At 36.6% G+C, this 17,520-nt stretch carries 19 protein-coding genes and 1 tRNA gene; 5 read left to right on the top strand and 15 right to left on the bottom strand.

All coding sequences use genetic code 11. From position 1 onward, the window contains the following. Positions 1-391 (bottom strand): DUF6431 domain-containing protein (locus J5V48_RS07260; protein ID WP_219937910.1); only part of this gene is annotated, 391 nt, incomplete at its 3' end. Positions 392-749: 358 nt separating this feature from the next. Here J5V48_RS07260 and J5V48_RS07265 point away from each other — a divergent pair. Continuing rightward, positions 750-905: a hypothetical protein gene (locus J5V48_RS07265; protein ID WP_219937911.1), complete on the top strand. Its 156-nt coding sequence runs from the start codon at positions 750-752 to the stop codon at positions 903-905. 120 nt (positions 906-1,025) lie between these two features. Further along, on the top strand, positions 1,026-1,313 hold the full coding sequence (locus J5V48_RS07270; protein WP_219937912.1) for a hypothetical protein: 288 nt from the start codon (positions 1,026-1,028) through the stop codon (positions 1,311-1,313). A gap of 625 nt (positions 1,314-1,938) precedes the next feature. Here the strand turns inward: J5V48_RS07270 and J5V48_RS07275 are convergent. The 10 genes from J5V48_RS07275 to hisG all read right to left on the bottom strand — a co-directional run bounded on the left by J5V48_RS07275 (position 1,939) and on the right by hisG (position 10,352). Continuing rightward, a tRNA-Ser gene (locus J5V48_RS07275) sits at positions 1,939-2,029 on the bottom strand. Between the two features lie 82 nt (positions 2,030-2,111). After that, the gene (locus J5V48_RS07280) at positions 2,112-3,128 is read right to left on the bottom strand and encodes a TerC/Alx family metal homeostasis membrane protein (protein WP_219937913.1); all 1,017 of its coding nucleotides are present in this window, start codon (positions 3,126-3,128) and stop codon (positions 2,112-2,114) included. A 4-nt stretch (positions 3,129-3,132) separates the two neighbouring features. Further along, positions 3,133-3,537, bottom strand: coding sequence for a phosphoribosyl-AMP cyclohydrolase (gene hisI / locus J5V48_RS07285; protein ID WP_288136008.1), 405 nt, complete (start codon positions 3,535-3,537; stop codon positions 3,133-3,135). Next, positions 3,530-4,300 (bottom strand): imidazole glycerol phosphate synthase subunit HisF, encoded by a 771-nt coding sequence (gene hisF, locus J5V48_RS07290; protein WP_219937914.1) that lies wholly within the window; start codon positions 4,298-4,300, stop codon positions 3,530-3,532. Before hisF ends, hisI begins: the two co-directional genes overlap by 8 nt. After that, positions 4,282-5,016 (bottom strand): 1-(5-phosphoribosyl)-5-[(5-phosphoribosylamino)methylideneamino]imidazole-4-carboxamide isomerase, encoded by a 735-nt coding sequence (gene hisA / locus J5V48_RS07295; protein ID WP_219937915.1) that lies wholly within the window; start codon positions 5,014-5,016, stop codon positions 4,282-4,284. Before hisA ends, hisF begins: the two co-directional genes overlap by 19 nt. A gap of 14 nt (positions 5,017-5,030) precedes the next feature. Continuing rightward, positions 5,031-5,645, bottom strand: a complete 615-nt coding sequence (gene hisH, locus J5V48_RS07300) for an imidazole glycerol phosphate synthase subunit HisH (RefSeq protein ID WP_219937916.1) — start codon at positions 5,643-5,645, stop codon at positions 5,031-5,033. After that, the gene (gene hisB, locus J5V48_RS07305; protein ID WP_219937917.1) at positions 5,645-6,925 is read right to left on the bottom strand and encodes a bifunctional histidinol-phosphatase/imidazoleglycerol-phosphate dehydratase HisB; all 1,281 of its coding nucleotides are present in this window, start codon (positions 6,923-6,925) and stop codon (positions 5,645-5,647) included. The genes hisH and hisB overlap by 1 nt, the downstream gene beginning before the upstream one ends. Positions 6,926-7,033: 108 nt before the next feature. Beyond that, positions 7,034-8,107, bottom strand: a complete 1,074-nt coding sequence (hisC, locus tag J5V48_RS07310) for a histidinol-phosphate transaminase (RefSeq protein WP_219937918.1) — start codon at positions 8,105-8,107, stop codon at positions 7,034-7,036. A 2-nt stretch (positions 8,108-8,109) separates the two neighbouring features. Beyond that, a complete protein-coding gene (hisD, locus tag J5V48_RS07315) occupies positions 8,110-9,402 on the bottom strand; it encodes a histidinol dehydrogenase (RefSeq protein WP_219937919.1) in 1,293 nt (430 codons plus the stop codon). A 17-nt stretch (positions 9,403-9,419) separates the two neighbouring features. Continuing rightward, positions 9,420-10,352 (bottom strand): ATP phosphoribosyltransferase, encoded by a 933-nt coding sequence (gene hisG / locus J5V48_RS07320; RefSeq protein ID WP_219937920.1) that lies wholly within the window; start codon positions 10,350-10,352, stop codon positions 9,420-9,422. A 252-nt stretch (positions 10,353-10,604) separates the two neighbouring features. On the opposite strand from hisG, the gene J5V48_RS07325 reads away from it, so the two are divergent. Next, on the top strand, positions 10,605-11,039 hold the full coding sequence (locus J5V48_RS07325) for a GtrA family protein (RefSeq protein ID WP_219937921.1): 435 nt from the start codon (positions 10,605-10,607) through the stop codon (positions 11,037-11,039). 52 nt (positions 11,040-11,091) lie between these two features. Here the strand turns inward: J5V48_RS07325 and J5V48_RS07330 are convergent, their stop codons facing one another. The 4 genes from J5V48_RS07330 to rfbA form a co-directional block, all read right to left on the bottom strand. Beyond that, positions 11,092-13,068, bottom strand: coding sequence for a PP2C family protein-serine/threonine phosphatase (locus J5V48_RS07330; protein ID WP_219937922.1), 1,977 nt, complete (start codon positions 13,066-13,068; stop codon positions 11,092-11,094). A 272-nt stretch (positions 13,069-13,340) separates the two neighbouring features. Next, positions 13,341-14,360 carry a dTDP-glucose 4,6-dehydratase gene (gene rfbB, locus J5V48_RS07335; protein ID WP_219937923.1) on the bottom strand — a complete coding sequence of 340 codons (1,020 nt, stop codon included), beginning with the start codon at positions 14,358-14,360 and terminating at the stop codon, positions 13,341-13,343. 30 nt (positions 14,361-14,390) lie between these two features. Next, entirely contained in the window at positions 14,391-14,945 is a 555-nt protein-coding gene (gene rfbC, locus J5V48_RS07340; protein ID WP_219937924.1) for a dTDP-4-dehydrorhamnose 3,5-epimerase, read from the bottom strand. Continuing rightward, a complete protein-coding gene (gene rfbA / locus J5V48_RS07345) occupies positions 14,932-15,819 on the bottom strand; it encodes a glucose-1-phosphate thymidylyltransferase RfbA (protein ID WP_219937925.1) in 888 nt (295 codons plus the stop codon). The genes rfbC and rfbA overlap by 14 nt, the downstream gene beginning before the upstream one ends. A 301-nt stretch (positions 15,820-16,120) precedes the next feature. Here rfbA and rnt point away from each other — a divergent pair, with 301 nt between their 5' ends. Then, positions 16,121-16,768 carry a ribonuclease T gene (gene rnt, locus J5V48_RS07350; protein WP_418896169.1) on the top strand — a complete coding sequence of 216 codons (648 nt, stop codon included), beginning with the start codon at positions 16,121-16,123 and terminating at the stop codon, positions 16,766-16,768. 26 nt (positions 16,769-16,794) lie between these two features. Then, on the top strand, positions 16,795-17,511 hold the full coding sequence (locus tag J5V48_RS07355) for an SIMPL domain-containing protein (protein ID WP_219937926.1): 717 nt from the start codon (positions 16,795-16,797) through the stop codon (positions 17,509-17,511). The last annotated feature ends 9 nt before the right edge of the window (positions 17,512-17,520 follow it).

Raw genomic sequence — 17,520 nt, forward strand, 5'->3', positions numbered from 1 at the left:
AAAAGAGATCATACATTTTCACTTTATCATATAAGGCACAATTAAGATCTTCAGTCATATATGATTCGTTAGCCATAACAAAGGCTTTTAAACAGTATCGGGTGAATGGTAATAGAAAATCTGGCAGGATTACGTGAGTTTTAATATGACCGTCATCAAATACGATTATGCGGGGTACTTCTATCTTAGCTTTTGTACCTGTATGATCAATGAAATATCTTCTGACATAGCCATGATGCTTTACTGTGCCAGACTTATAAAGTAAGACTAGCATTTCAAATGCTACATCTGTTAGTTCAAAACGGTGATGCTGATGTTGACCATCAGCTTTAATCACTTTTGTTTTAAAGCAAGTCTGTGATAAAATGTGCATGACTTTTTGGTCAGCCACAACCATGGTTTTCCAGACGAGGGTTGTGGCTTTTTTAATTCCTAAAAATAACTTCCTTTCTCAATCCTAATCTTTACCTATTCCTTTTCTCAAGTCATTATTAATGTTTAATGAGTTTATCTTGATGAATAGCACAATTTAAATGATTTCATAGGGATGCCAAACAGTATGTGCGGATGGGGATCTGCTGTATTCCCTGAAATATGCATTTTTGCCTATAAAATGGCGTATTTGATCTTATTTTTAAGGAAGGGGTACCACGATTAAGTTTCGTGTGTATCAAGAATTTTGTTTCAAGTGTTACCTGATCTAGGTTCATTTTGTGATTAAATGAGGTTTATTTCCACATACTCTTGGAATGGCTGTAGAACAGAGAAATAAGCGCATGATGGCCGAATTAAATTCAAAAGATCAAGAGCCTTATGTTTTTGGTATAGGCAGGCATTTTGACAATGTGGGGTACTTAATTAGAAACGCTGCTGACAAGGTTATGAAGAATGGTCAAGCAAACTAGAGTAAACAAACAGCCTACAGTGATTAACAGCAGTGTAATGTACTAGGGACCATTACCAACACCGGAAGCTTTTGCTGGTTACAATAGTGTATTACCTGTGCAGCTGAACGAATTTTATCAATGGCAGAATCTGATCAGCAATTGCAAAAGACTAGTATTCTTGAAGAGCAGAACAGAAAGAATCAGATTGTACAGAATTGTCATACCGAAAATATGGCTCAAATTCGCACAGGGCAGGTTTTCGTTTATATTTTATTATTTTTCTCAGGTATTCTCCTTCTATCTGGTTTGTTTATGATAGTTTTTAAGAACGATTGGATTTGGTATTTACTTGCCGGTCCTTCCTTCATTGCTTCCTGCGTTCAAGCAATACGATATATCTTTCCAAGCAAATACAGTCGTCAATAGTTTGTCAAGGTACTGTGACGACACGCCAATGACCTCGGGTGGCAAGGCGACCGAAAATCGTCTAGCTACACTACTTTTTATAATGCGGACTTTGCTGTAATAATCCGCAGAAAGATAGTCTTTTTGAGAGGTAGCAGATATGTCCGATTATTTTCCTGATGGAGTTTCACGCAGAGAGTTTGCACGTGACATTGGTGTTGATGAAAAAAAACGTGAGAAACCTTATTTCAAAAGGTATTCTGACTACTGATAGCAATCTGCAGATTAGTCTTTCTCAAGGTCGTAAGGCTTAAATAAGGTAGGATCATTTTGACCTTGGATTAGAGAAAAGAAAACTCGAAATTTGGTTCAATTTTTCACTTCAAGATGATCCGGATTTTTTTGGTACAAAAGACGGATCAACTTCGCATGATATTGACGGATCACTTTCGTGATTTTTAACATTTTTATAGAAAAAAGTGTCCTAGAACTGTCCTAGTTTAGTGCTTTTTTATGTTATAGACAAGTGCACCCCAAGTAATAGAAAAGTAACACTAGTGTATATATAACATATTGAAATACAAGGAAAATATAAAAATATAATTGATTGATTTTAGGTATAAAAAAAGCACCTTATTAGGTGCTCTGGCGGTGAGAACGGGATTCGAACCCGTGATACGCTATTCACGTATACACGCTTTCCAGGCGTGCTCTTTCAGCCACTCAGACATCTCACCAAAATTTGTAGCTTAATTTTACAAGAATAATTATATTTTGCAAGATAATTATTGAAAATCAAGCTACTGCTTGTTTTCTGTTTTATTTTGTCTCTTTGTTTCCTTTAAATATAAGGCTTGAAACAATGCCAATAGCAAGAACTGATGCTATTACAACTAGAGATTCTTGGATGCCAACTTCAATTCCGAATCCAAAAAGATGAAGTGATGCTGATGCAAACAGTTTAAATGCAATAAAGAACAGTAGAGCAATTACAGCCTTTTCAAGATGTACTAAAGTATTCTTAAGCGCATCAAGAATAAAATACATTGATCTAAGACCCATGATTGCAAAGATCATGCAAGAATATACGATAAATGGATCTTTTGAAACTGCAATAACAGCAGGTACTGAATCAAAGGCAAACATAAGATCAGATGTCTCTACAATTGCAAGACATAAAAACAGTGGAGTTGCAAAGAAAAGACCTTTTCTTTTTAGTGTAATACCTTTGTTTTCCTCTTTTAATAGCTCTTGTTCAACTTGTTTTTTGGAAATAAAGAAATTATGTCCAAAAATCTTTGGATAAAGAGGAATGAAGAATTTAACAAGTTTGTAAGCAGGATGTGCTGAAAAATCAGATATTTCCTCATTCTCTTTTTTTGTCATCATAAGAATTGCAGAGAGTGCAACTAATAGAGCAAACACAATTTCAACATAGGCACCAAGAGCAAACAGAGCAGTACCTACCAGAACAAATATAAGTCTGAAGATTACAGCACCAATGATACCCCAGTATAGAACTCTGTGCGTGTAGCCTGACTTTACACCAAACCATGAGAAAACAGCCATGATTGAGAATAGATTATCTACAGATAAAGACATTTCAAGAGCATAACCTGCAAAGTATAGTGCAGCAACGTCGGCACTATAGTAATAGTACAGGAAGATACCGAAGCTAGTGCCAATTGCAATCCAGAATAGAGTCCAGAAGGAAGCTGCTTTAATAGATACAGGCTTATCAGCTCTATGAGCGAAAAGATCAATTACAAGCCCCAGCATTGCAAGGGCTGTAAAAATGATCACTGTTTTTAATTCAAGTCCAATATGAGGTGTCATTTTCTTATTTTACAAAATTATAACTTTCAAGAGGGTGCCCACTGATGTAACGGTTTGTTGCATCAGGAAGAGGTGATGCATCAAAACAGCTTGTTGTGCCTTTATGGCAGGTAGGACCATCAGGTCTTGCCAGAACTAGGAGAGTATCCTTATCACAGTCAGTTGTGATAGCTCTCATATGTAGAAAGTTTCCTGATTCCTCACCTTTAGTCCATAGCTTTTGCCTGTCCCTTGAAAAGAATGTCACCATATGTGTATCAATAGTTTTTTGAATTGATTCCTTGTTCATATAGCCCATCATAAGGACCTGACCTGTCTGACAGTCCTGAACAATTGCAGGAATAAGACCGTTATTCTTTGCAAAATCAAGCTCGTCTATGCTTTCAAAGCCATGAAAATATCTAATCACGAATACATACTCCCTTATTTTTCAGATATTCTTTCAGTTCACCAATATCGATGATTCCCTTGTGGAATACAGATGCTGCCAGTGCACCGTCACATCCAAGTGAGAATGCTTCATTAAAATGCTCCATGGTGCCAGCACCGCCAGATGCAATTAAAGGAACAGAGCAGACATCACGAACAAGCTTTAACTGCTTGAGATCGTAACCGTTCTTCATGCCGTCCTGGTTCATCATGTTTAAAACGATTTCACCTGCGCCTCTTTTTTGTACTTCCTGTACCCAGTCAAGTGTATTCCAGGATGTTGTAACAGTTTTTGATACATCACCTGTATACTGTTTAACCTGATAGGTGCCGGTATTTTCGTTATAATAAGTATCGATACCAACTACTACGCACTGAACACCAAATTTGTCAGCTAGTCTTGTAATAAGAGTTGGATCAGCTAAAGCAGGTGAGTTAATTGAAATCTTATCTGCACCATAGGCAAGAATTGTTCTTGCATCTTCAACTGATTTGATGCCTCCTGCAACAGCAAAAGGAATATTGATAACCTCTGCAATCTTTGCAACCCATGATTTGTCAACACGTCTTGCATCGGCTGAAGCTGTAATATCATAAAACACAAGTTCATCGGCACCAGCATCTGCATAACGTTTTGCAAGATCAACAATAGAGCCCATTACCTCATGGTTTTTAAACTGCACGCCCTTTACAACAACTCCATCTTTTACATCAAGACATGGAATTATGCGTTTTGCCAGCATAGTACAGCCTCCTCTACGGTAAATTTGTTCTCAAGCAGTGAGCGACCTAATACTACAGATGTTGCCCCAGCTCTTGCTACTGCCTTAATATCTTCTAAAGATGAGATACCACCTGATGCGATAATATCAATATCCTTATACTTATCAGCTAGTGTTGCATAAAGTGAGTTGTTAGCACCTGACATCATGCCATCACGGCTGATATCTGTTACAAGGATGTGCTCAATGTGATAAGGAATAAAGTGCTTTAACACCTGATCAAGAGTTGTGTTTGAAGTCTTGAGCCAGCCGTGTGTTGCAACATAAGGAACGTTGTCAATTAAACGTACATCAAGAGCCAGCGTAATTCTGTCTGAACCAAAGTAATTGAACCAGCCACGAACAAGCTCTGGGTTCTTTACAGCAACAGAGCCAACAACAACACGCTCTACACCTAAGTCAAGAAGATTCTTGATGTCAAACTGTGAACGGATACCGCCACCAGTCTGAATTGGAAGTGGTGAAGAGTCAACAATCTGCTTGATTTTTGCTCTCTGGCGCTTAACAGGATCTTTTGCTCCATCAAGATCAACGATATGAATAAGCTCAGCTCCTTGATTTGCTGCAATTCTGATTCTCTGGATAGGATCAACATCAAATACTGTCTTTTTATCAAAGTCACCCTGTTTTAGTCGGACAACTCTACCGCCTGAAAGATCTAAAGCTGGAATAATCATAATATTGTTCTATCCTAAAAATTTTTTAAAAAGTTTTCTAATAATTTTGAACCTGCATGTGAAGATTTTTCAGGATGGAACTGTACACCCATGAAATTATCCTTGGCAACGGCACATGAGAATGTTTCACCATATGTGGTTTTGCCGATGGTAAAGCTTCCTTCGTTCATGGCAAATGAATGATCAAAGTAGAAATAGGCATCTTGCTTAATACCATCAAACAGAGGATGATCTGTGTGAGTTACTGTATTCCAACCCATATGAGGCATTCTAAGTGAGTTGTCTGCTTTCATCTTGTGAACGCTGCCATCTACAATCGACAGACATTTTATGACATCATTCTCATCTGAACCTAAAGGTGTTTCCTCTGAGTGAGTACCTAAGATCTGCATACCAAGACAGATACCTAAAAGAGGTTTTTTATTCTCTAAAATAAATGATGCAAGGTTATATTTATCTATACCTTCCATAACAGCACATGCTGTACCTACGCCTGGCAGAACGAGCTTGTCAGCTGTTTTAAGTTCGCTAACATCAGAGCTTATTACAGCATCAGCTCCGATCCTCTTGAATGCCTGCTTTACTGAATTTAAGTTAGCAGAGCCAGTATCAATGATAAATAGGCGCATTAGAGTTTTCCTTTTGAAGATGGTAAATCGTTACCTGAACGGCTTAAAGCGATTCTTAAAGCTCTACCGAAGGCTTTGAAAAGGGCTTCTACCTGATGATGACAGTTGCCATCAGAAACATACATATGCAATGTTAAGCCCATTGCTGTTGAAAGTGAACCAAAGAAGTGGGATACCATCTGAGTTGGCATTGTACCTACACTGTCTTTAGTTAAGGCTTTTTCAAAATCATATTTGAAATAAGGTCTTCCTGAAATATCAAGTGCAACTGTAACCCCATCATCATCAAGAGATTCAGAGAATATCTTTGCATAGACCTCATCCATTGGAAGAACAAAACCAAAACGTTTGATTCCGCGCTTGTCTCCAAGAGCCTTTACCAGTGTCTCACCAAGAGCAATACCGGTATCTTCAATAGAGTGATGCTCATCTACAAACAGATCACCTTTTACTCTAACATCAAGGCTGATGCCTGCATGGGTTGCAATCTGATCAAGCATATGATCAAAGAAGCCCATACCTGTGTCAAAATGAGAGCATCCTGATTTATCAAGATTAACACTTACTTTGATTTGTGTTTCCTTGGTATTGCGCTCAACTGTTGCAACTCTCTGCCTTTGGCAGAGCATCCTTGCAATTGAATCCCAGTCAAGGATCATAGAATCGTTAAGAGCAGGGCAGTTGTCTTCATTTACAAGATTGTTGCTGTTTAAAGTAGTAACAACGAAGCTATCAAGAGTGAGTGCGCTGCCACTTTCACCAAGTTTCTTCAGCTCATCATAGGTTAAAGGCTTATTAGAATTATCTTTTGCGCAAAAAACACATTTTTCTTTTGGAGCATTTAGCTTAAGTGATTTGATGCCCATGTTCAGACCCATCTGAACATCAGTATCTCTATCTCCGATAAAATATGAATTTTCTCTGTCCCATGAAGTATCAGCAAGATATGGTAAAACCATTCCAATATTTGGTTTTCTGCAGCTGCATTTGTCTTCAGGTTTGTGAGGACAGATAAGAACCTGCTCAAAATCAATGCCCTGTGATGATAGGGTATTAAGAACAAGCTCATGGGCTGGAGTAAATGTCTCAAGAGGGAATGATTCAGTTCCAAGTCCATCCTGATTAGATACCATAACAAAGGTATATCCTGCTTCCTTGAGTTTTAAAAGGGCAGGAATAACATTCTTTTCAAACACAACCTTTGATAGATCATCAACCTGATAATCATGAGGCTCTTTAATAAGGGTTCCGTCTCTGTCGATAAATAGGTACTTTTTCATAGATTATTTACAAAACAATTTTAGGTTATGTCTTTAAGAGAAAAAACCTCTCAGGATAGATCATAAGAAGAATCAGCAGAGAGGTTCATAATTTATTTCCAAAGCCTGTTAGATGTCTAACTCTTTTAGATAACGTACAAGCTCTTCAAGTTCTACATCAGAACCAATAGAGATTCTTACGCAGTTTTTCAGGCCCTTTTTTGTTTCAAAAGAACGTAAAATTACGCCTTTTTGTGCCATCCTGTTAAATACCTTTGGTCCATCCTTGAACTTGACTAAAAGGAAGTTGCCGTGAGATTCGAAAATCTTTTCTACAAAAGGCAGTTCGTTGAGATCTGCTCTTAATTTTTCACGGCGCTCATTGCAGCATTTTGCTCTTTCTAAAGTCATACCAACTGCATGATCTGATAGAGCCTGAATAGCAATCTGAGCTACAGGATCGCAAATTGGGTATGGATCAATAACCTTTAAAAGAGCCTTGATGATATTTTCATTTGCGATAGCAAAGCCACATCTGATTCCTGCAAGTGCAAAGGCCTTTGATAAGGTTCTTGTTACAACAAGATTCTCATAGTCCTTTACAAGATAGGTCAGATCATGCTCTTTTTGAGCAAATTCAATATAAGCTTCATCAAGCACAATCAAAGTATCTTCAAGTGCATTAAGAACCTTTTCAAGCTCTTCTTTCTTGAATACAATACCCAGAGGATTTGCAGGTGAATCAATAAATACAACCTTTACAGGGAACTTTGATGATTTAACTGCATCAATAATCTGATTTGCATCAAGAGTAAAATCCTCATGACGATCAACTGTTGCAACTATTGCATTGTTGGTATTTGCTGCAACCTCATACATACCATATGTTGGAGGTGCAATTAAAATACCTTCTTTTCCCTGCTCACAAAATGCTCTTACTATTAAACCGATTACCTCATCAGAACCACGTGTTGCAATAACCTGAGACTTGTGAACACCTGCATAGTCAGCAAATCTTTCAATAAGCTCCTCAGGCTGACAGTCTGGGTATCTGTTAAGAGTGGTTGAGTTTAAAAAGTAACCTTCTGATTTTGGAGATTCATTTGCATTAAGGAAGTTATGACCATGACCACCAATTCTTCTTGCAGACTGGTATGGAACAAGTTCTTGTACGTGCTTTACAATCAACTTCTCAAAATTCATGGTTACTCCTGGTTTAAAGAATTTACTCTAACAACAACAGCATTCTTGTGTGCATCAAGACCTTCAGCTTCAGCCATCTTTGTTACAGTAGCTGCAATTTTCTTAAGTCCATCTGCTGTAGCATGCTGAACAGTATAACGTCTTCTATAGTCATCAAGACCAAGAGCAGAGCAGGTCTTAGCATAACCGTATGTAGGCAGAGTATGGTTGGTGCCTGATGCATAGTCACCCAGAGATTCTGGTGTATATGCACCAACGAAAATTGAACCTGCATTTCTTAATGAACCTAAAATCTCATCTGGATTTTCAATCTGAACAATCAGATGCTCAGGTGCATAGATATTTGAAACTTCAGCTGCCTTCTCAATAGAATCAACAACAATAATGCTTGATTTTGAAAGAGCCTTTGTTGCAATCTCAACACGTGGCAGAGCAGCAAGCTGTGTATCTACTTCCTTTGTTACTGCATTTGCAAACTCAACTGAGCGGCATACTAAAATTGCCTGAGAGTCAGGTCCGTGTTCTGCCTGAGAGAGCAGATCTGCTGCAACAAATGATGGATTTGCATTATCATCTGCAATAACTAAAACTTCTGATGGACCTGCAGGCATATCAATTGCTGCGCCTCTAGGATCGTTTGATGCTAAACGTTTAGCCATTGTTACAAACTGATTGCCAGGTCCGAAAATCTTTAATACCTTAGGAACACTCTGTGTTCCATATGCCATTGCAGCAATAGCCTGTGCACCGCCTAAATTGAAGATGCGACGAACACCCGCCTTTGATGCTGCATAGATAATAGCATCCGAGATTGGAGGAGGTGAACAGAGGATAACCTCTTTACAACCTGCAATCTTTGCCGGTACTGCAAGCATAAGCGCTGTTGAAACCAAAGGTGCTGAACCACCAGGTACATACAGACCAACTGAATCAATAGGATGTGTATGAGTCTTACATACAATTCCAGGATAGGTTTCTAGGTTAACCTCATGATACTTCTGCTCAGAGTGGAACTTATAGATATTATCATAAGCTGTATCAATGGCAGCCTTAAGTTCTGAATCCACTCTTTTGCATGCAGCACTGATTTCATCTGCGCTGATTTCAAGATCTTTGCCTTCATACTTATCTAAGGTTCTTGAAAACTCAAAAAGGGCGTTATCGCCCTCTTTTTGAATACGCATGATGATATTAGAAACAATTTCTTCAACCTTGCCAGAAGTTGACTGTGCAGGTCTTGTAAGAATTTCCTGCTGTTCATTTTCAGACAGATTATTCCAAATTTTTATTTCCATCATCTATCCTGTATAAATTAACCTAACATCTTCTCAATTGGTACAACTAGAATTGATGTAGCACCTAATGACTTTAACTGTTCTAGTGTTTCCCAGAAAAGCTTTTCACGTGAAACAACGTGCAGCGCTACATGATCATCGCTTCCCTCAAGAGGAATGATTGATGGATTCTCAGCACCAGGAAGAATTGCTCTGATTGCCTCTAGTTTAGCCTTTGGAGCATTCATCATGATGTAGCGGCTTTCTTCTGCGCTCATTACACCCTTGAAACGCTCAATTAAAAGATCGGCAATAGCTTTCTTCTCTGGATATAATTCCTGATCACGTCCGATTAAAACAGCTTTGGATGTATAAATTGTCTGTACTTCCTTTAAGCCGTTTGACTGAAGAGTAGCACCTGTGCATACAAGATCACAGATTGCATCAGCAAGACCAGCTCTTGGAGCAACCTCAACAGAACCTGTTAAAAGAACTGATTTGAAGTTAACGCCTTCCTGCTTTAAAACTCTCTTTAAAAGGTGTGGATATGTAGTTGCAATCTTAGCACCTTCAAGATCCTTTAAACCTGTCCACTCATGCTCTGTAGGAACAGCAACAGATAGTCTGCAGTCACCAAAGTTAAGCTTTAATACCTCATTAAAGCCGGTTGGCATGCCGTCAAGCTCACGCTGCATGGTGGTTTCTTCTAAAACGTTCTGACCAACAATACCCCAGTCAACAACATGATCCATAACAAGACCTGGAATATCATCGTCACGTACTCGCAGAATGTCGATAGGCAGATTCTCAGCATGTGCAAGTAGATGATCACGGTTTGCAGAAATTTTGATACCACTGCTCTTGAATAATTTTAAGGTTTCATCTGTTAAGCGACCGGATTTCTGAATTGCAATACGCAGGCGCTTCTTTTCGCTGCCTTGATTTTCGCAACATGCTTTGCAAGTACTCATAATTATCTCTTTAAATTAAAATTAAATTACTTTTGTCTGATTAATAAATAAGTTGCCCTTGAGCTAATAAAAAACAGCATAAAAACAACTATGTATAGTATATCACATTTTTTACTGTGAAAACGATAGTATGCAAGCAAAGGCGAGCAATTGTTTTGTTGCTGTAACAAAATAACAATATATTTTTTTCTGTGAATATTATCTTGTATAGAGTACAATTCAGTCATCTTAAATTATCAGATTGTATCTATCATGAAATTATCATTGTCAGAGTCTTTTAATAATCTTGTAAAACAGTTTATTAAATTTGGTATCGTAGGTCTTTCAAATACAGCTATTGCTTACCTTATTATTGTAGTGACACTTCTTTGTCTCTCCCCATTTAAGCTTAGCTATGATTTTTATGTGGCAAATGTTGTATCTTTTGTTCTGTCTGTTGCGTGGTCATACTACTGGAACAGAAGATATGTATTTAATATTTCAAAGAAGTTCTCTTTTAAAAATGAATTTTATATGCTCCTTAAAACATATGCCTCATACTTTTTTACAGGTATCGTTCTTACAAATATAGGTTCATATGTTTTTATCGTCCTTTTTGATATTGATAAGTATATAGCTCCTTTTTTCAATCTGTTGTTTACTGTTCCTTTAAACTTTCTTCTTATAAAATTCTTTGCCCTGAAATAAGAAAAGCCTTCAACAAAAGTTGAAGGCTCCTCACTTTGTTTAACGAAAATTGTTATTCAAATTCCTTGTTATTTGCATTCTTTTTTATAACTATTGCACTGACATCCTTATTTAAAGATTCAAAATCAGCACCAGCATGCTTTTTGAGCTCTCTATAGAATGAAATCAACTGATCTGAAGCCTCATCATCAGCCTTCTGTGTGAATGTTTCCATGATTTTCTCAAGTGTAAATTCGTTACCCTGTTCATCTTTAATGTCTGTAATATCAGTATTTACAAATACCAGAGTATCAAGATATGTAAATTTACCTTTTGAATCTATATATGTCTCATCCTTGTTTGTGCAAAGTTCAGCATGAATAGCTTTAGCTTCAAGCTTCTGCTCTTTGTGCAGATGAATAAGAGTTGGTAGGTTAAGACCTGCCATTGAGTAGATGAAGTTACCAGTGAACTCACTTAAAATCATTACAAAACATGTTATGTTAAGATCACCATTCTCTCTTTGCATCAGAATATGGTTTACATCTGTAAGAGCCTGAGCTGGCAGTAAATTCTTATGTGTCAGAGCATCCTTAACAAAACTTGTAATAATGTTGATGGCACTGATTGACTTTAAAGAACCTTGTGAGGTTTTTCCAAAAATAATACCGATATTATCCTTATCAACTCTGAAAATATCGTAAAAGGCTTTTGGATCAGTCTTTGCAGGAACAAGGAATGATGCAATATCAAGGAATTTAGAATTTGGCATATCAGCGCCTGCATTAGCCATATCCTTGTGGAATGAGCTAATCATTGAAAGCTCCTTGTTTTCTACAGCTTCTTTCACAGAGTTCTGGCAAACTGTATTGAGCTCTTCAATCTTCTTTTCAATGCAACTGTTTACTTCTTTTGCATAGTCAGCTACAGCTGAATATACATTATCAAGTTTTTCAAGAGTGAATTTGTTTGTATCAACCATTGAAACAGACTGTTCTGTTCTTTCTTTTGGTTCAAGAATAATTGTTTTTAAAACATTGATATTGTTTTCAATACTCTTTAAATCTTTATTTACAAAAGCGAGCAGTTTTAGTGTTACGAAAACCAAAAGACCGAGAACACAGAAAGCTAATGCTGCAATTAACAGGATTGAGATAACTTCCTTTCTAATGATAGGTCCTTTGTTTTTTGCTACAACAACAAAAGCATCATATTCTTGAAGATAGCTGATTGTCACAATCTTAGCTTTGTTATCCTTTGCATTCTCAAGAGCAATCTGCTTTATAAGATTGCTTTTGTGAGCCTCATTAAAGTCATCCTTTAAGATACTGTCTGTATAGCTTACAGCAACACTCTTATCTAGATTTGAATTTAAAATCTTACCTTTTGAAGACAGGATAACAACAGCTGTAGGATTCTTTGTCTGTAAATATCCATCTTTATAAAGAAGTTTATTTATATCAAGATCCTTAATTTTATCAAATAAGCTCTTTTCTACGTAAAGATCAGATGCACTGATTTTTTGCAGATATAAAAAGTTCTTATCAGCAATATTTAAAATTCTATATCCTAAAAAAGCCTGCTCCTTATCAACTGTACACCAAAGGTTGTCAAAAGAAACCTTTTTGGCTAAAAGCTCACTTTTAACCTTCGATTGTTTATTCTCAGGAATTTTATACATTGCAAGGCAGTTTTCGCCTTTTGAGATCTCATTTGCTTCAAACAGCTGATTTGATGCATTAGAAATTGCAAAATACTGGAATGTTGAAAAATCAAGGAGATCCTGTTTTTTATAGAACTGATGAAATTTTTCTACAGCTTCAAGCTGAGTGAATGCAATCTGATCAATGATTTTTTCTATCTGGGAATTTGGCTCTTTTAGTCTCAGATCTAGTGCATTTGTAATAAGCATGCTGTATTTTTTCTGAGATTCAAATTCGTTTTTGATTGCACTTTTGTACAGACAGGTAAAATTATAGGTACAGCACACTACAGCTGAAATTACGACACTTAAACATATTGCAGATAATAATTTTACTTTCAATTTCATGGTACTGTACTTTGCTAATTCTTTTAAGCCACATAACTAGTTATATTTTCAGCATATTTTTATACGCTGTTTTATAAGAAAATTATACAGCAAGTATGTTATTTAAAAAGAAAAATTATTAACAAAAACTGATTAATGAATAAATTTGCGAGTTTATGCACAATGTTTTGAACAAATGTCTTATGTTTGATAGGAGATTTGGATCTTTTTTGAAAATGTTTTTTCAAAAAAAGATAGGCTCACTTAACTGTGAGCCTTTATATGGTTACAGATTATTTTTTGAATTTTTCAAGATACCACTTGATTGTTTTTACAATACCGGTATCAAAGTTTTCATCAGCAACCCAGCCAAGCTCGGTTGTAAGCTTGGTTGCATCAATTGCATATCGTAAATCGTGACCAGCTCTGTCCTTTACAAAAGTGATAAGCTCTTTGTATGACTTACCGTCCTCTCTTGGAACCTCATTATCAAGCATCTGACAGATTGTGTTCACGATAGTAATGTTATTTCTTTCGTTGTGACCTCCAATATTGTAGGTCTCACCTGATTTACCCTTATGGAAAATCAGATCAACTGCCTTACAGTGATCAAGAACATATAACCAGTCACGAACATTCAGACCCTGACCGTATACAGGAAGCGGTTTAAGGTTTAGTGCATTCTCAATGATATGAGGGATAAGTTTTTCATGATTCTGCTTTGGACCATAGTTGTTAGAGCAGTTTGATGTTGTAACGTTAAGACCATATGTGTGGTGGTAAGCTCTTACAATCATGTCTGAGCTTGCCTTTGATGATGAGTATGGGCTGTTTGGTGCATATGGAGTGGTTTCTGTAAAGTAACCTGTTTCACCTAAGGTACCATATACCTCATCAGTTGAAATATGGTGGAAACGTGCATCCTCATAGCCTGCCTTTACTTTGAATGGCTCATCCATCCAGTGTCTTCTTGCAGCATCAAGTAGGGTAAAAGTACCCATTACGTTTGTTTGCATGAAGATCTTAGGACCCTTAATAGAATTATCAACATGTGATTCAGCAGCAAAGTGAATTACACCTCTGATATCATATTTTTTAAAAAGTTCTTCAATTAAATCCTCATCACAGATATCGCCTTTTACAAATGTGTAGTTTGAGTCATTCTCACACTCTGTAAGATTAGATAAGTCACCTGCATATGTTAACTTATCGATATTGATGATGTGATAATCAGAGTATTTTTTGCAAAAGTATGGCACAAAGTTTGAACCGATAAATCCTGCACCACCGGTTACTAAAATAGATTTTGTCATAGGTTTTTCCTAAAAATATTTTTAATTCTATTATTCAACAAAAAAATCAGGCACATCTGACAGAGAATTTTCAATGCGATCCTTTTCTGATGTCAGGATTTTGTCTTTTGGTACCTGCCAGTCGATGTTGAATTCAGGAGCATCATATCTCATACCCCATTCAGATTCCTTGTTGTAGAAATTGTCTACCTTGTATGCAAAAACAGCAGTTTGTGATAGAACTGAGAATCCGTGCAAGAATCCATGAGGAATGTACAGCTGTTTGAAATTATCATCAGAAAGCTCAACACTTATGTGCTTGCCAAAGGTTGGTGAATCACGTCTGATATCTACAGCAACGTCAAGAACTCTACCTTGCAGAACACGCACTAGTTTTGCCTGACAGTGTTCTCCTGTCTGACAGTGCAGTCCTCTTATGACACCATAACTTGAACAAGACTGATTATCTTGAACGAATTTGGTTTTAATACCAGCCTTTTCAAATTCTGATTCTTTGTAGCTTTCAAAAAAGTAGCCTCTAGGATCGGTAAAAACCCTAGGCTCAATGATATAAACACCCTGTAAAGGAGTTTTAATAAAGTTCATGTTTTTCCTCTAAAACCTTTATTAAATAGTTTTTATAGTCGCAGTTTTTCAGATCGTCTATTAAAGAACGCATCATTTTATCATCAATAAAGCCTAGCTTGTAAGCAATTTCTTCAATACATGCAAGCTTAAGCCCCTGGCGCTTTTCAATAATCTGAACAAATGAACCTGAATCCATAAGGCTGTCCGGGGTTCCTGCATCTAGCCATGCATTTCCTCGTTTCATAGGAACAACAGACATTCTGTTTTCTTTTAAATAAAGGTTGTTCAAATCTGTAATCTCATATTCACCACGAGCAGATGGCTTTAATGTTTTTGCTTTCTGGACTACATCTTTTGGATAGAAATAAAGACCAACAGAAGCATAATTTGATTTTGGATTTTCTGGCTTTTCTTCGATTGAGATAACGTTATGATCCTTGTCAAATTCGACTACGCCAAAGCGTTTTGGATCATTTACATGATAGGCAAAAATTGTTGCTTTCTTCCCCTTGTTGTCTTCAACTTCCTTGGCAAATTCACCAAACTGTGTTCCCATGTAGAAGATGTTGTCTCCAAGAATCAGGCAAACATCATCATCGCCTATGAATTTATCGCCAAGTAAAAATGCCTGTGCAATTCCGTTTGGCTCTTCTTGAACAACATAACTTAGTTTAAGACCGAGTTTTTCACCAGTGCCTAAAAGTTTTTCTATATTTGGCAGATCTCTTGGAGTTGATATGATAAGAATATCCCTGATTCCAAAAAGCATTAACGTTGATAAAGGATAATAAATCATCGGTTTATCATAAACCGGTAAAAGCTGTTTTGATATTGTTTTGGTCAGAGGATAAAGACGAGTGCCACTGCCGCCTGCAAGAAGAATTCCTTTCATAATTGTTCTCTTTGTCGATAAAAAGGCCTGTTACTTTTTCTATTATACGAAAACGTAATTATAATTTCATTGTTATGACTCTATATTTTGTTTGAAAATATTTTTGTTTGTGAATTTTTGATATGTGTGAGATTTTTGATAGCATTTTTTTGAATATCTAAATTTTAGAAAATGAAGTAAAATAATATAGGTTATTTTTTTAGTTACAGTAGATAAAAAAGTGTCAGACAGTATAAATTCAGAAAATTCACCTAAGAGCACACCATCATACAGTGTTTCACAGGCAGAGCAGGATTATTCAATCAAATCAAGATTCAGAGGTTTTCTTCCTGTTGTTGTGGATGTTGAAACTGCAGGTTTTGATCCTAAAAAGGATGCTTTACTTGAAGTTGCAATGATGACTGTGAAAATTGATGAAAATGGAAAATTTGTTCCAGATGAGCTTTTTAAGGCAAATATAAGACCTTTTGAAGGTGCAAATATAAATGAATCTAATATAAAGTTTTTAGGAATAGATCCTTTTGATGAAAGCCGAGATCTTAAAACAGAGGAAGAAGCTTTACTTCCTATGTTCAAGGCAATTTCAAAAAAAGTGAAAGCTGCAAAATGCAAAAGAGCGATTCTTGTAGGTCATAATGGTAATTTTGATCTGTCTTTTATTTATGCTGCAGCTGAGCGTTTAAACTATAAGCGCTGTCCATTTCATCCATTTTCTGTCTTTGATACAGCTTCACTTTCATTGCTTGTTTTAGGACAGAGTGTTCTTGTCAAATCCTGTATTGCCTCTGGAATTGACTTTGATTTAAAAGAAGCTCACGGAGCTGCTTATGACACACAAAAAGAATGTGAGCTTTTTTGTAGTATTTTAAATAAGGTAACGACCTTTATGGGATATCCTGTCAATATGAATATTGACGTAGATTATGGACATGAGGATAAGGATTCTTAGTTTGATCCTTTCAATAAGGAGTTTGTATGAAAAAAATTATGAATAATAAAATTTTAAAAACACTTTGCCCTGTATTTGTTCTGCTGTGCTCTGAGAATGCTGCACTGGCATCATCCTGCGAGGATGAAGGGACGATCTCAGTAACAGGAACTGCAAGTGTAACTGCAACTCCTGATGTTGCCTCATTGAGCTTTGTGGCAGCATCATCTGGAAAAGATGCCAAGGCTGTAAGATCAAATGTTGAGCAGAAGGCTTTTATTCTTATTGAAAGTGCTTTAAAGCTTGGACTTAAAAAAGAGCAGATTATTTCTGAGAGTATGTCTTTGTATCCTGTCTATAACTATAATGATGGTAAAAGAGTTTTTGACGGTTACAATGCTAATCGAGAGATTACTTTCAAAATTTCTGATTTTACGTTGATTGAAAAACTGACCGATCTTGCTTTAAAGGCTGGAATTGAGCAGATTGGCGGATTTACATATGAACTAAAAGACAGCTCATCACTTAAAAAAATTGCTGATGCAAATGCAATAACCGATGCTAAAGAAAAGGCTTTAAGACTTGCTCAGGGCTTTAATGTTAAGGTCAAAGGAGTCTGCAGAATCAGTTTTTCAGATGCACAGCTTGAACATGCTCCAAGATTCATGGCTGTAAATTCTGCAAAGCAGAGCATGGTTGCTGAATATACACCAGCACCTGTAAAGGTGTCATCAGAGGTTAATGTAGTCTATACAATTGACTGATAAGATCTT

The organism is Succinivibrio faecicola (genome assembly GCF_019448115.1).
Taxonomy (GTDB): domain Bacteria; phylum Pseudomonadota; class Gammaproteobacteria; order Enterobacterales; family Succinivibrionaceae; genus Succinivibrio; species Succinivibrio faecicola.

Excerpts from the sequence above, each read along its gene's own strand:
- J5V48_RS07265 (WP_219937911.1), top strand. The coding sequence starts at position 750 with ATGGCTGTAGAACAGAGAAATAAGCGCATGATGGCCGAATTAAATTCA.
- J5V48_RS07270 (WP_219937912.1), top strand. The coding sequence starts at position 1,026 with ATGGCAGAATCTGATCAGCAATTGCAAAAGACTAGTATTCTTGAAGAG.
- J5V48_RS07280 (WP_219937913.1), bottom strand. The coding sequence starts at position 3,128 with ATGACACCTCATATTGGACTTGAATTAAAAACAGTGATCATTTTTACA.
- hisF (WP_219937914.1), bottom strand. The coding sequence starts at position 4,300 with ATGCTGGCAAAACGCATAATTCCATGTCTTGATGTAAAAGATGGAGTT.
- hisA (WP_219937915.1), bottom strand. The coding sequence starts at position 5,016 with ATGATTATTCCAGCTTTAGATCTTTCAGGCGGTAGAGTTGTCCGACTA.
- hisH (WP_219937916.1), bottom strand. The coding sequence starts at position 5,645 with ATGCGCCTATTTATCATTGATACTGGCTCTGCTAACTTAAATTCAGTA.
- hisB (WP_219937917.1), bottom strand. The coding sequence starts at position 6,925 with ATGAAAAAGTACCTATTTATCGACAGAGACGGAACCCTTATTAAAGAG.
- hisC (WP_219937918.1), bottom strand. The coding sequence starts at position 8,107 with ATGAATTTTGAGAAGTTGATTGTAAAGCACGTACAAGAACTTGTTCCA.
- hisD (WP_219937919.1), bottom strand. The coding sequence starts at position 9,402 with ATGGAAATAAAAATTTGGAATAATCTGTCTGAAAATGAACAGCAGGAA.
- hisG (WP_219937920.1), bottom strand. The coding sequence starts at position 10,352 with ATGAGTACTTGCAAAGCATGTTGCGAAAATCAAGGCAGCGAAAAGAAG.
- J5V48_RS07325 (WP_219937921.1), top strand. The coding sequence starts at position 10,605 with ATGAAATTATCATTGTCAGAGTCTTTTAATAATCTTGTAAAACAGTTT.
- J5V48_RS07330 (WP_219937922.1), bottom strand. The coding sequence starts at position 13,068 with ATGAAATTGAAAGTAAAATTATTATCTGCAATATGTTTAAGTGTCGTA.
- rfbB (WP_219937923.1), bottom strand. The coding sequence starts at position 14,360 with ATGACAAAATCTATTTTAGTAACCGGTGGTGCAGGATTTATCGGTTCA.
- rfbC (WP_219937924.1), bottom strand. The coding sequence starts at position 14,945 with ATGAACTTTATTAAAACTCCTTTACAGGGTGTTTATATCATTGAGCCT.
- rfbA (WP_219937925.1), bottom strand. The coding sequence starts at position 15,819 with ATGAAAGGAATTCTTCTTGCAGGCGGCAGTGGCACTCGTCTTTATCCT.
- J5V48_RS07355 (WP_219937926.1), top strand. The coding sequence starts at position 16,795 with ATGAAAAAAATTATGAATAATAAAATTTTAAAAACACTTTGCCCTGTA.